This window comes from Pseudoclavibacter sp. Z016 (genome assembly GCF_002931215.1).
Taxonomy (GTDB): domain Bacteria; phylum Actinomycetota; class Actinomycetes; order Actinomycetales; family Microbacteriaceae; genus Pseudoclavibacter.
The window spans coordinates 1-13,583 of sequence record NZ_PSTU01000026.1; the positions used below are offsets into that span (position 1 = coordinate 1).

The window sequence follows — 13,583 nt, forward strand, 5'->3', positions numbered from 1 at the left end:
GGACGGGACTGGACGGGACGGGACGGGACGGGACGGGATAGACGAGACGAGACGAGACGAGACAGGACGAGACGAGACGAGGTGCGGCGGGGTGGGACAGGACGTGCGGCAGCATGACGCGAGCCGTGGCTAACGGCGGCGGAAGGTGCCCTGGCGCTTCTCGGCGAAGGCGGCACGGCCCTCGTCGGCGTCGGCGGTCGCGAAGGTGATGGTCTGGAGGTCGCGTTCGTAGGCGACGGCCGCGTCCTGGCCCATGTTGAACGAGGCGCGGAGGTTCGCCTTCGCCGTCTCGGCGGCGATGGGCGGGCGGGATGCGATGGTCGCGGCGAGCTCACGGGCGCGTGCGAGCAGCTGCTCCCCTGGCAGCACCTCGGACACGATGCCCCAGACCTGAGCCTGCTGCGCGGAGATGGGGTCCCCGGTGAGGAGCATGAGGGCGGCGTTGCTGGCGCCGGCCGAGTGGGCGAGGAACGAGGCCATGCCGCCTCCGCCGATCCAGCCGAGCTTGATCTCTGGGGCGGCGAGCGACGCGGTGTCGGCGGCGAGGCGGATGTCGCAGATCATGGCCGTCTCGAGTCCGCCGCCGAAGGCGTAGCCGTTGATGGCGGCGATGATCGGCTTGCGCAGCGCTCGGAGTGCGTCGCAGTAGTCCTCGCGGTTGCGGAAGTCCCACGGGGTCGCGTACTTGTCGAGGGAGCGGATGTCGCTGCCCGCACAGAACGAGCGCTCGCCGGCCCCGGTGAGGATCACGACGCGCACGTCGTCGCTCTCGTTGGCCCAGGTCGCGACGCTGACGAGGGCGTCGGACATCTCCTGCGTCACCGAGTTGAGCTTCGCGGGGCGGTTGATGGTGACGGTCGCGGTGAAGCCGTCGAGGTCGACGAGGATCTCGTCGGTCTCCAGCTGGGGAACGCTGCCGGTCATGGGGTGACTCCTGAGGTGGTTGGGGCGGCTGGGTGGATGCGCGCGGCTGGGGCATCGATGCGCGTGGATGCAGCGAAGGCCGCATCCAGCGCGTCGAGGCACCGCTCGGCGGGGGCTGACGAGGCTGCAGCGTCGGTCGACGAGGAGGCATCGCCGAGCAGCGCGTCGCGGAGCAGCGCGGACGCCGCCGTCTGGAAGGCGATGTACCCGTCGTAGCGCGGCCGCACCCAGGACTCTTCGATGGTCGTCGCGGTGTTGGCGTAGAAGTCGTGCGAGGCCTCGTTGACGGCGTCGTCGTGCCAGGCGGACCGGAGGCCGGGCTGGCCGTCGTGCTCCGGGATGAAGGTGCGTTGCGTCTCTGCGTCGAGCAGCCACGCGAGGTGGGCGGTGAGCTCCGGGGTGACGCGGCAGCGTCTCGAGATGGCGATGCCGGTCCCGCCGATCGTGGAGCCGAGGCGGGCGGAGGTGCCCCAGCGGGGTGCATCCCGGAACTGGAGGGTGGGTGAGGAGGAGGTGACGTAGCCGTAGACGAGCGGCACGTAGGCGAGCGAGTCGGTGCTGCTCATGCGCTCGAGGAGGGCGATGGGGTTCTCGCTGTGCGTCGCCGCGGGTGAGCGGCGGGCGATGGTCGCGAGCACCTCGAAGGCCTCGCGGGCGAGGGGGCGGGAGGAGAAGAGGGAGCCACAGTCGGGGGCGTCGGCAAGCGGCGCGCCAGCCCCCGCGAGCACGGACGCGAAGGTGAGGAAGGCGTGGGGGCCAGCCAGCGAGAGGGCCACGCTGGTGCGCTCCGAGAGGGCGAGGACGTCGTCCCAGGTGGTCGGAATCTCGCCCGCGAGGAGGTCGGCCCTGGCGGCCGAGACCTGCGTCGCGGCGTCGAGCGGCAGCGCCCACTGCGAGCCCTGGAGCGAGTAGGAGGTGAAGCTCGGGCCGATGGCGTCGGCGGCCACGCGGTCGAGCAGGGCGGCGTCGAAGATCTCCTCGAGCGGCACGAACGAGCCGCTCGCGAGCGCTTCGCCGAGGTGGGGGTGGTCGAGCACGATGAGGTCGTAGCGCTCGGCCAACTCGGCGATGGGAGCCGATTCGAAGCCTTCGAGCGGATGCGCGTCCCACTCGATCAGCGCCTGTCGGCTTCCAGGGGCTGCGGCGGTGAGCGCTGCCGCCGCTTCGAGCGCGTTCCGGCCGCGGGGGTGGTCCCAGGTGAGGCCCCGGTAGCGGGCCCCGCCCGTGCTGGTGTCCGGGGAGGACGGCGAGCTCTCGCTCATGATCGTTCGCCGGCGGCTTCCGCGTGGGCCGGCGCCGGGGCGGCCGCGGCGACACCGGCCGCTGCGACGCTCTCCACGGCGACGCTCTCCGGTGCGCCTTCTCCCGGCAGCGCCGCGTCCGATCCGCCCGGCAGGACGGCGCCGTCGGCGAGCACGGCGCCGTCGAGGTGCTCCTGCACGTTCGTCAGGGTGTCGCGCACGGCGATGGCGCCGCGCTCGGCGAGCTCCGTGATGTGCGCGGCGGCGTGACCGAGCTCGCCCAGGATCTCGCGTGTGTGCTCGCCGGTGAGGGGCGCGCCACGGTCGATGCGGGCGGGCGTCTTGGAGAACTTGTAGGGGAACCCCGGCGTCTTGACGAGCCCTTCGGTCGGGTGCTCGTATTCGACGAAGGTGCCGTTGTGCGCGATCTGCGGGTCGGCGACGAGGTCGGCGTAGCCGTACACGGGGCCGGCCCAGATCGAGGTCTTCGAGAAGGCGTCGAGCCAGTGCGCGCTCGTGTTGGTCGCGAGGCGGGCGGCGGTCTTGGCGAAGACCTCGTCGCGGAGGCGCCACGAGTCGTCGAGCGTGTGGAGGCCGATGAAGCTGTCCTCCCCGATCGTGCGGCCGAGCTCTTCGAGGTCGGGCATGGCGAGCACGATGAAGCCGTCCGAGGTCGCGAAGGAGCCGTAGGGCGAGCGGATGTAGACGTGCGCGTGCGGTTCGGCGCTGCGTTGCTGGGGCACGCCGCCTGCGGTGAACACGGACAGCTCCTGCATCTGCAGGGTCGTGATGGCGTCGAGCATGTTGACGGTCACGAGCTGGCCTTCGCCCGTGCGCTCCCGGTGGAAGAGCGCCGCGAGCACGCCTTCGAAGGCGGTGGATGCGGTGATGGCGTCGACGAGGTACTGGCCGGCGGCCTGCGGGGGTTCGCCGTCGCGGCCCGTGGAGAGCATGGCGCCGCTCATGGCCTGGAGCAGGAGGTCCTGGCCCGGGCGCATCTTGTAGGGCCCGTCTTCGCCGTATCCGGAGACGGACACGTAGACGATGCTGGGGTTGATGGCGCGCAGCGTCTCGTAGTCGACGCCGAGGCGGGCGGCGACGCCCGGCCGGTAGTTCTGGAGGAAGACGTCGCTCGTGGCGACGAGCTCTCGCAGCACTTCGCGGCCGTCGTCGGACTTGAGGTCGAGCGCGATGGAGCGCTTGTTGCGGTTGAGGGAGAGGAAGGAGACGTTGATCTCGTTGCCCGCCGCGCCTCCGGCCGGTGCGTGGCGCTGCCATTCGCCTGCTGGTGGTTCGACCTTGATGACGTCGGCGCCGAGGTCGCCGAGGCGCTGCGCGGCGAAGGGGCCGGCCATGGCGATCGAGCAGTCCAGCACGCGGATGCCGGAGAGGATCCCACCGCCTGCCCCGGAGTCTGCTTGGTGGGTGTCGCTGGTGCCGTCTGCGCCGCTCATGGTGTTCCTCGTTTCGGTGGATGCGCCGCTGGCAGCGCTAACATGTCAAGTGTAGGACGCCCGGAGCCAACCTCGTCGTCAGCCCCGGGCATGGAGGTTCATTCCGGCTGATCGCCGATAGCGCGAATAGCGGCCTCGGCCGCGCTCGTCTCCGCGACACCGTCGAGCACGCGGATCGTCGTCGAGTAGCTGCGCGACTCCCCGTGCTCGAGGAACAGGGCCGTGCCATCCTGGCGCGAAGCCGCATCCCCGGACACGTGGTGTGTGCTCGGCTCGAGCCCGATGCCGTACTGGCCGCTGCGCAGGTTCTGCCACTCGAAGAAGTGGGGCATGCCCGCAGCCTCCCAGCTCAGCTCGATCCCCCGCTCGCCACCGGCCGTGATGAGCGCGACGCGGTGCCTGCCGTCGTCGCCGGCCACGAGCTCATGCTCGGTGACCTGCTCCACGAACCCGTCGATCGGAGCGGGCATGACCCGGTAGCTCGTGCCCTGCTCGGCGACCGAGTCCGACTGCCAGAGGTGCTTCGTGATGGGTGCGACGAACCTCGCACCCTCATCCAGGAAGGGCCAGCCGACGTTGATGTGGTACAGGAACATGTGGGGCGTCGGGTCGAACCCGAGGTTGTCGACGACGTCGTCGAAGCGCACCTCGCGACCGTCGAAGTCGAGCTCGATCGTGCGCGTCAGGCGCAGATGCTCGCCGAACGCCGTCGCCTGGATCACCTCGCCGACGACCCGCAGCACCACTCGACCGTCACGCTCGAGCTCACGCGCCTCGAGCAGCCGCGCCGGAATCGCGGTCAGCCGCCCGTGCAGCCCGTGCGTGACGGTCTGCTTCGGCGGGTAGTTGTAGCGGGTCGCATCCACCTCGCCGCCGAAGAGCGTGTGGTCGAGGCCGCCGGAGACGAGCAGCCCATCGAGCGCCCGCAGCCAGGAGAGCCCGCCCTCGTCGTTGTGCTCGTGCAGGCCGGGATGCCGGAACCCGTTGCCACTGCGCCACCCGATGGGGGCACCGCGGAAGCGCATCGAGCCGAGGTCGAACGCCCGGTCGACGAGCACCTCGAGCTCGAGGCCGGCGGAGGTGCGCAGGTCGATCGCCCGCACGCCGCGCTCCACGCCGTTGTCGAGCACCACCTGGCGGATGCCCGCCACGGCGGAGAGGTCGCCCGTGCGCCTGCGGAGATCGGCGATCGACAGCTCGGCGCCGAAGACGTCGACCCCGTCCGTGCCACCGGCGCCCGCCGCCCCGGTCCGTGCCGCCGCCCCTGAAGTCTGCTGCTCGCTCACATCATCACCCATCCGCCATCGACGTTGATCGTCTGCCCGGTCACGAAGCTCGAGTCCTTGCCCACCAGGAAGGAGATGACGCTCGCGACCTCGTCAGGGTCACCGCGCCGCTTCAGCGACTGGTGGTCGAGCACGAACTGCGTGTACTGCTCGGGATTCTCGTGGATCTCCTCGGCCTTCGTCGGGAAGGCCCCCGGAGAGAGGAGGTTCACGCGGATCCCGAACTCGCCGAGCTCACGGGCGAGGGCCCGCGTCATTGCGACGGCGGCGCCCTTCGTCGTGACGTAGCTCGCGAGCTTGTCCCATCCGCCGCTCCACGTGATGGAGCCGATGTTGACGATCGCGCCGGTGCCGCGCTCGCGCATCAGCTCGGCCGCCGCCTGCGCCGCAACGAAGTAGCCGCGCTGGTTCACCGCGACGACGTCGTCGAACTCCTCCACCGTGATGTCGAAGAACGGCGTCGGCGGGTAGATCGCGGCGTTGTTGATGAGCGCGTGCACTGGCCCGAACTCGGTTTCCGCCTCGCGCACGGCCGCCTTGATGGCGGCGGCGTCGCGCAGGTCGACCTCGAGCACGTAGGTGGGGATGCCCGCAGCCCGCAGCTCGTCCGCCGTCTCCGCCAGCGTCGCGCCGCCTCGCCCGAGCACGGCGACGGCGTAGCCGTCGCGCCCGAGTCGCAGGGCGGTGGCCCGTCCGAGCGATCCGCCAGCACCGGTCACGATCGCGACCGGCTTCTCACCTGTTTCCGTCATGGTTCCTCCGGCCGAAGCCCGTTGTTGTCTGCTGACCCTGCGTGCACCGCCGCCCGCCCCGTCCAATCTCCGTGACAACTCGGCCGGACGCCACCCTCTTCGGGCGATCCGGCTCGAGTCATCACGGAAGCTGACCGCTGCGCGCCGCGCCCCGACGGGCGCGAGCGCCGGCTAGATCGAGTACTTGCGCAGGATGTCGTCGATGAACTTCTTCGCGCGCGGGATGTCCGACTCGTCGAGGTGCTCGATGATGAGCGGCGCATTCGGGCTGCGCTCCGCGAGTCGCTGCAGGTACAGCTCGTAGTCGAGCGAGCCGAGGCCCGCGGCCGGCAGCTCGATCTCGCCGACGCCGCGGAAGGTGTGCGACGCGAGCGCGTCGTCGTCGCCGATGTCGGCGTGCTTCTCGCTCTTGTCGTCGCCCGCCCGCTTGACGTCCTTGGCGTGGGCGACGCGCACCTTGTCGGCGAGCGTGTCGAAGACCTCGTTGAGCACGCCAGCCTGGTCGTCGATATTCGACGCGTCGAAGTAGTTGGTCGGGTCCATGAGCAGCTCGATGCCGGGCGAGCGGATGTCGTTGAAGACGCGCACCGTCTCGCGGACCGAGCCGATGACGTTGTTGACGTACGTCTCGAGCAGGAAGATCGAACCGTGGTCGTACGCTTCCTGGGCGAGCTCGGCGAGCACGTCCCGCACCTGCTCGTAGGCGTCCTCGGTCTTGTTGTGCGGGTCGCTGTCCCACTCGCTGTCGGGGTTGAAGGTGCCGGATTCGCTGATGACGTACGGCGTTCCGAAGGAGCGCGCGTTGCGGATGATCTCCTTCAGGTATTCGACGTTCGCGCGGCGGTGGTCCGGGTCCGGGTGCACGATGTTCGTGTATCCCGAGATCGCCGAGATGGGGAGGTTGTTGTCGCGGAAGGTGTCGGCGACGAGCTTCGCCTTCTCCTTCGTGATCTGGCCCGCCGTGAGGTCGAGGTCCTTGAAGTGCAGGTCGAGCTGGACGGTGTTGAAGCCGAGCTCGCGCGCCTTCTGGGCGGTGGTCTTGAGGTCGTAGGGGAAGTATCCGCTGAAGATGCCGACTTGGATCATGAGCTTCTTTGCTCCTTCGCTTGGGGCCGTTGGCCCGTTGAGGGGTGGTGAGTGGATGCGGGGGTCGAGGTCAGAGGGGGAACTCGTCGAGGCGCACGGGGCGCCGTTCGGCGATGGAGCGGTAGCCGGCCTCGATGAGGGCGACGGTCTTGACGTTGTCCGCGACAGTGAGGGCGGGCTCGCTGCCGGTCTCGACGGCGTGCTGGAGCTGCTCCATGACGCCGATGAACGCGTGCGGGAACCAGTGCGTGTCCCAGGTGGGCGTCACCCACTTGCCGTCGGTCGACGGTCCCCCGTCGGCGCGGGCGGCCGAGGCGTACGTGATGGTCGACGGCGTGCCGCTCGGCCAGCCGATCGTGCCCTTCGCGACACCGCGGGTCCCCTCCACTCGCCAGGTGATGGAGAAGTCGTCGTCGAACCCCTCTTCGCGCGGGCCGCCCCACACGTCTTCCGTCGAGAGGGCGAGGAGCCCGCCGGGGAAGCGCAGGGTGGAGACGACGATGCCGTCGGTGTGCGGGAACCGGGTGCGGGGGTCGGAGCGGGTGACGGTCATGATCTCGTCGGGGTCGCCGAAGAGGAAGCGGAGGACGTCGAGGTGGTGCACGCTCATGTTGGCGAGCGTGAGGCGGTCGTAGCCCTCGAGGAAGCCCTGCCAGTGGGGCACGGCCTTCATGTCGATCTCGACGAAGACGGGCTCGCCGAGCTCGCCGCGCTCGAGGAGCTGCTTGAGCACGCGGATCGACTGGTCGTAGCGCATGTTCTGGTTGACGGAGAGGATCTTGCCGGCAGCCTGGGCCTCGTCGCGGAGCGCGATGGCCTCGTCGAGCGTGAGGGCGAGGGGCTTCTGGGCCAGCACCGCCTTGACGTGCGGCTGCGCGAGGGCCTTGCGGATGAGCGCGGGCTGCAGGTCGGGCGGGTACGCGATGTCGACGATCTCGACCTCGGGGTCCTCGATGAGCTGCTCTGGGGTGTCGTGCACGGTCGGGATTCCCCACCGCTCGGCGACGCGCTGGGCGTTGGCCTTGGTTCTGGAGGCGATCGCGACGACGGGGAAGCCGGCTTCGCTGTAGGCCGCGAGGTGCTGGTCTGCCATGATGGCGCCAGCGCCGATGGCGCCGATCTTCGCGGAGCGGGCCCGCACGGGGCCGTCCGGCAGGAGGGCGGCGCTGCCGACCTCGGCCTGTCCGGCCTGCGTTTCAAGGGAACTCGTGGACACTGCGACTCCTTCGCGCCGTTGCGTGAGCGTGTGCGAACCGGATGGGAACCCGGTCTATGTGAGCGCTACTGGTAGCGCTGCCATTGCACCTAATGTACCGATGCGACGACCCCGCCGCAAGTCCTCACGGCAGGTTCTTCGCCCGCCGATGTGATCGCATCCCAAAGGCACCCCCACCGCGCCGAGTTGTGGCCCGACGCGCTCGTCCTGACCGCCAGCGACACCTGCCCACAACTCTCGCGCGCCAGCCCGCCGAGTCCACCGCACACCAGGCGCCAGCTCAGCGCTCGACGCCATCGAGCACGACCCGCAGCCCAGCGCGAGACGGGCGCATGTGCGGGCCGGCGGGATCCGCCCACCCGCGCCCCGCATCCACGATCGCAGACTCGTCGATGCTGATGCCGGACCCAACCTGGTCACCGAGCACGATGCCACCGTCCGCGAACTCCTGATCGACGCTCATGCCGTGGGCCCAGTGCAGGGCCTGCACCTCGGTCGTCAGGTGATTCGGCACCGCGGTCATGGCGGCGGCGACGGCCGGATTCGTGTTGTAGCCCACCGGGCTCACGGGGAGGTTCCTGGCATCCGCCGCGTAGGCGAGGCGGAGCACGTGCGTGACCCCCCAGATGGCGCCAGCCTGCACGATGTCGGGCGCCCCCGCGTCGAAGAGCGGACGGAACTGGTCGACGCCCGTCAGGTTCTCTCCCGTCGCGACCGCCGCGCGCACCGCCGCAGACAGGCGCGCGTGACCGAGCGCATCCCAGCGCCGCAGCGGCTCCTCGACCCACAGGAGGTCGATCTCGCTCTCGATCGCGGAGACGTACCTCACCGCCTGCTTCACCTGCCACGACTCATTGGCATCGAGCATGAGGCCCGGACTCGGGGTGTTGCGAGCGAGCACGCCGCGCAGGAGCCGCAGCCGACGCAGATCGGCGACCGGGTCGACGCCGCCCTTGAGCTTGCCGGCGACGTAGCCGCGCTCGGCGAAGTCCTCATAGAAGGAGACGAGCTCGCCGTCGTCGAGTGCGATGTCGAGGCCGGATGCATACCCGGGCACGAACCTGTCGCGTCCGCCGAGCAGGCGCCAGAGGGGCTCGCCGGCGAGCTTCGCCTTGAGGTCCCAGAGCGCGGCATCGAGCGTCGCGACCCCGCCGTAGGTGGCACCCGCGTGACCGGACTTGAAGACCTGCGCGAGCATCCGGTCGAAGAGCGCCGAGACCCCTCGGGGGTCTTCCCCCTCGAGCGCCGGAAAGAGCCTGGCGACGTCGGCGTGCGAACCGATGCCGACCCCCTCGACCCCCTCGTCGGTCTCGAGGATCACGATCGGGACGTCGGTGACTGCGGCGCGGATGTGGCCGTTGACGTCGCCGATCGACCGCCCCCAGTCGTGCCGGGTGGTGAGCAAGCGGAAGCCGGTGATCTTCATATCGTCCTTGATCTTCAGATGGGAGATTCAGCATACATCACATGATTTATTCGTCATACGTTTTTCTGGCTTTTGCTCGTGTGCGCGGATTCGCGGGCCACTTCGTGACTACAATCACCGCATGTCCAGCACCACGACGCCCCGGCTCGGCACCCACCGCACGCCCGCCGCGAGGCTCGGCGTGCAGGTCGTGCACGACCTCGTCTCCGCCATCGTCACCGGAGAAGTCGCACCAGGCGACCTCCTCCCCACCGAGACCGAGCTGTGCGAGAACTTCGGCGTCAGCCGCACCGTCATCCGCGAGTCCATGAAGCGCCTCGAGGAGAAGGGGATGGTCTCCGTCGTGCAAGGACGCGGAACGCAGATCGCCCCGCAGTCCGAGTGGAACATCCTCGACAAGGTCGTGCTGGGCACCATGATCGAGAACGACGAGACGCTCGGCATCCTCGACGAGCTCGCCGTCGTGCGCGGGCAGCTCGAGTCGAGCATCGCCGCGGCCGCCGCCACGAGCCGGAGCGACGACGAGCTGCGCGTCATCCACGACCACCTCGAGACCATGCACGCCACCGCCGACGAGCGCGACGCGTTCGCCGCCGCGGATGTCGCCTTCCACTTCTCCGTCATGGACACCGCCGGCGACCGCCTCGCCTCCGGCATCGCCCGCAGCCTGTCGAAGCGCGCCGGTGAGAGCAGCCGCTACTACGGCGCTCCGGGTGCCGACGCCGTGCGCCTCACCCTCGAAGAGCACGAGCGCGTCTACGCCGCCATCGAAGCCGGCGACAGCGAGGCGGCCGCCAGAGAGATGCGCGAGCACATCGCGCTCGCGTGGGAGCGGCGCCGCATCCGCGACTAGCGCGGCCGGCCCATGGGGCTCGCGCGGGCGCCGGCGCGGGCTCTGCGGCGGGCCCTGGCTCGGGCTCCGGCTCGGGCTCGGCGGGCCCTGGCTCGGGCTCCGGCTCGGGCTCGGCGGGCCCTGGCTCGGGCTCCACTGCAGCAGCAGCAGCAGCAGCAGCAGCGCGCCCCGGAGTTGTGGCCAAGTGCTCCCCACGCCGCCCCCAACCGCACCCCGCCACAACTCCGCGGACGCGGACGGGGACGCGAACGCGGACGGGGACGCGGACGCCACCCGGACGCCTCTCAGACCCCTCCCGCAGAGAGTTGTGGGGAGATGCCGCTAACCCCGACCCCAACCGCACCAAGCCACAACGCTGTGGGAGCGGACGCGGTTCCACAGAGCGCGAGCGATCAAAGAGTTGTGGGCAAGCGCTGCCCATCCCGCCCCCAACCGCACCAAGCGACAACTCTGTGGGCGCCGAGTCGGGTCGGGTCCACCGACCTCGGAGCCCGAACCCCAACGGCGAAGGGCGAGCAGCCAGCAGCCAACGGCCAGCGGAACCTGTCCACTCACACCAGGACCCAGGACGCTCGGAGAGTTGTGGGCAAGTGCTCCCCACCCCGCCCCCAACCGCAACGAGCCACAACTCCGCGGACGCGGATACGCACGCGGACGAACCCCGGCCGCCACGCAGACGCCCCTCCAGCAGAGAGTTATGGGGAGATGCCGCTAACCCCGGCCCCAACCGCACCAGGCCACAACTCTGGCGGGCCGGCGCGCGCGGCCCGGCACGCAAGACTCGGCACGCAACCGCGCGCGGCCCGGCCCGCGAGAATCCGCACGCGAGACCCGGCCCGCCAGGACCAGCCCCGCCAGGCCCCGCACGCGAGACGCTGCCCGCCAGGCCCGGCCCGCGCGACTCAGCAGCCGTGCCCCGTGTGGCCGCGTGCCGCGTGGTGGACGTGCGGCGCGGGGTCGCTGGCGTGCGCCGCGGCGAGGAACTCCGGCAGGTCGACGCGCGCCCCATCCACCCACGTTCCGAGGACCTGCACACGCTCGGCGAGGTAGCGGGGCGTCACCTCGTACGGGTCGGCGCTCAGCTCCACGAAGTCGGCGAGCTTGCCCACCGCGATCGATCCGACGAGGTGCTCCCGGTGGAGGGTGCGGGCCGCGTCGATCGTGTGGGCCTTGAGCGCCGCATCCACCGAGATCGCCTGCTGCGGGGCGTGGATGCGCCCGCTGCTCGTGCGCCGGGTCACGGCAGTCTGCACGTTCAGGATGGGTGCCGGCGGGGACACGGAGCCGTCATTGTGCAGGGACACCACGACCCCCGCCTCGACCGCCTCGGCGAACGCCTGCCAGCGCGCGCCGTGCTCGGGCGCGAACATGTGCCCGTCGAGGAGGTCGCCCCAGAAGTAGTACTGGAACGGCGCGAGCGAGACGTGGACGCCGAGGCGCGCGGCCCGCTCGAACTGCTCGCGGCGCCCAGCCCCCGCGTGCTCGATGCGCCAGCGGTGGTCGGTGCCGAGCAGACCGTGCTCGGCGAGCGCGCGCTCGTAGGCGTCGAGAGCGAAGTCGATGGCCAGGTCGCCGTTCGCGTGGAACGACATCTGCCAGCCGAGCGGCGCGCAACGGTCGAGGATCGCATCCACCTGTGCTCGCGAGTAGTTCATGGCGGATGCGCCACCCGCCGTCGCGGGGTCGATGCCCGCTCGCTCGGTCGCCTCGCTCGCGACGTAGGGGAAGGAGGTGGCGACGTTGCCGATCCACGGGGACCCATCGGTCCAGAGCTTCACGCCCTGCTTGACGAGTCGCTCCTCCCCCGCGGAAAACGTTGCGGAAGCCCCCGGATCTGCGGCGGTCGACACCTCCCACAGGCTCACGCGCAGCGGCGAAGACGGCATGACGGCGAGCGCCTCGTAGGCGGGGGCGAGGTCGGCGGAGAACGTCATGTCGGACGTCGAGGTGATGCCGGCGCGCGCCATGAGGGCGTAGTACTCGGCTGCGCTGCCGAGAGGGTTGCCGCCGAGCTGCTGCATGACGGGGCCCAGCACGGCCGTGTTGGCGGGGATCTCGTACGAGATGCCGATGAGCGCGCCGTCGGCGTCGCGCGCGAACGATCCCCCGATCGGGTCGGCGGGCGGATGCGCGTCCCAGCCGCGACTGCGGATGAGCGCCGACGTGAACGAGCAGGCGTGCCCGGAGTTGTCGACGACCACAGCGATCCGGTCGCCGAAGATCTCGTCGAGGTCGGCGGCCGTCGGGGCCGGGCGACCGTGCAGGAGCGCGTCGAAGCCGTTGAAGAGCAGGGGAAGACCCGCGTCGTTCTCCGCCATCGCCTGCGAGAAGATGCTGAGCACGTCGCTCCAGCGCGGCGCCTTCCACGGCGCGATCGACAGCGCCGGGAGCTGCGTGGCGAGTCCGCTCAGGAACGGGTGGCTGTGCGGGTCGATGAAGCCGGGCATGAGCACGGGCGCGCCGCTATCGAGCACCGGGGCGCCCGGCAGAACCTCCGCACACTCGGCGAGCGTGCCGACGGCGACGATCTTCGCGCCGGCGACCGCGACCGCGGATGCACGCGGCAGCTGCGCATCCATCGTCACGATCGTGTCGGCGGTGAGGATGAACGCTTCAGCGTCAGCGAACGCGGGAACGGGCTGCCCGGAGTCGGGCACCGCGGGAACGTGCTGTCCTAGAACGGGGTGCCCGAGAACCTGCTGCTCCGGAACAGGCTGCCCGGGAACGGGCTGTCCCAGAGCAGACTGCCCGGAGTCGAGCACCGATGGTGAGCTGGACGCGGGTGAGGGCACACCCGCGGTCTCGTCGGGGGCTTCTGGCTCGGGCATGCGACTCCTTCGGGCGTCGCCCTTGGTGACGGGCGACGAGTGCGGGGTGGAGCTCGGGGCGGAGCAGGCGCCTCGCGGCGACGCCACCAGTATGCCGCGCACCGGCATCGCTGCCGCGCGCGTCGCTTCTCCCGAACTCGCGCTGGCGACCGCGCCGTCCGCACCAAGCCGTGCGCACCAATCACCCCGCACCCCGCCATCCCCCCAACCCGCGCCCGGGCATCCGGCGTGCCCGCCAAGCTCGGCACGCACGCCCAAAGCGGACTTGTGGTCGTCAAGAACGCGCCAGGACAACCACAACTCAACTCTGGGCAAGCGGGGGAAGCACACGAGGCCTGAGCAGAAGGAGGCCCGCGCAGGCCGGGCGGACCAGGAGCGGCACGCGAAGTCGTGGCACAGCGAGAGAACTGCGGCGGATGCGGCGGCGGGGCGCGCGCACGCCCAAAGCGGACTTGTGGTCGTCAAGAACGCGTGAGAACGACCACAACTCAGCCCTGCGCGGCGGGGAGGGGCGGGC

The 13,583-nt window shown here is 70.5% G+C and carries 10 protein-coding genes; 1 reads left to right on the plus strand and 9 read right to left on the minus strand.

Going from position 1 to position 13,583, the window contains the following annotated elements; translation table 11 throughout:
• Positions 1-129: 129 nt before the first annotated feature.
• The 8 genes from C5B99_RS18695 to C5B99_RS18730 form a co-directional block, all read right to left on the minus strand.
• A complete protein-coding gene (locus tag C5B99_RS18695) occupies positions 130-924 on the minus strand; it encodes an enoyl-CoA hydratase/isomerase family protein (RefSeq protein WP_104244927.1) in 795 nt (264 codons plus the stop codon).
• Complete coding sequence (locus C5B99_RS18700) at positions 921-2,186, minus strand: extracellular solute-binding protein (protein ID WP_146082067.1); 1,266 nt, start codon at positions 2,184-2,186, stop codon at positions 921-923. Before C5B99_RS18700 ends, C5B99_RS18695 begins: the two co-directional genes overlap by 4 nt.
• The gene (locus tag C5B99_RS18705) at positions 2,183-3,619 is read right to left on the minus strand and encodes a CaiB/BaiF CoA-transferase family protein (RefSeq protein WP_104244929.1); all 1,437 of its coding nucleotides are present in this window, start codon (positions 3,617-3,619) and stop codon (positions 2,183-2,185) included. The genes C5B99_RS18700 and C5B99_RS18705 overlap by 4 nt, the downstream gene beginning before the upstream one ends.
• A gap of 98 nt (positions 3,620-3,717) precedes the next feature.
• Positions 3,718-4,905, minus strand: a complete 1,188-nt coding sequence (locus tag C5B99_RS18710) for an aldose 1-epimerase family protein (RefSeq protein ID WP_219819571.1) — start codon at positions 4,903-4,905, stop codon at positions 3,718-3,720.
• The gene (locus tag C5B99_RS18715; RefSeq protein ID WP_104244933.1) at positions 4,902-5,657 is read right to left on the minus strand and encodes an SDR family NAD(P)-dependent oxidoreductase; all 756 of its coding nucleotides are present in this window, start codon (positions 5,655-5,657) and stop codon (positions 4,902-4,904) included. The genes C5B99_RS18710 and C5B99_RS18715 overlap by 4 nt, the downstream gene beginning before the upstream one ends.
• Positions 5,658-5,828: 171 nt before the next feature.
• The gene (locus C5B99_RS18720) at positions 5,829-6,743 is read right to left on the minus strand and encodes a sugar phosphate isomerase/epimerase (RefSeq protein WP_104244935.1); all 915 of its coding nucleotides are present in this window, start codon (positions 6,741-6,743) and stop codon (positions 5,829-5,831) included.
• 70 nt (positions 6,744-6,813) lie between these two features.
• Positions 6,814-7,959: a Gfo/Idh/MocA family protein gene (locus tag C5B99_RS18725; RefSeq protein WP_219819684.1), complete on the minus strand. Its 1,146-nt coding sequence runs from the start codon at positions 7,957-7,959 to the stop codon at positions 6,814-6,816.
• A gap of 280 nt (positions 7,960-8,239) precedes the next feature.
• On the minus strand, positions 8,240-9,385 hold the full coding sequence (locus tag C5B99_RS18730; RefSeq protein ID WP_104244937.1) for a mandelate racemase/muconate lactonizing enzyme family protein: 1,146 nt from the start codon (positions 9,383-9,385) through the stop codon (positions 8,240-8,242).
• A 121-nt stretch (positions 9,386-9,506) separates the two neighbouring features.
• Between C5B99_RS18730 and C5B99_RS18735 the strand changes: the two genes are divergently transcribed.
• Entirely contained in the window at positions 9,507-10,238 is a 732-nt protein-coding gene (locus C5B99_RS18735; RefSeq protein WP_104244939.1) for a FadR/GntR family transcriptional regulator, read from the plus strand.
• Between the two features lie 902 nt (positions 10,239-11,140).
• Here C5B99_RS18735 and C5B99_RS18745 read toward each other — a convergent pair.
• Positions 11,141-13,066, minus strand: a complete 1,926-nt coding sequence (locus C5B99_RS18745) for an amidohydrolase (protein WP_219819685.1) — start codon at positions 13,064-13,066, stop codon at positions 11,141-11,143.
• Positions 13,067-13,583 lie beyond the last annotated feature (517 nt).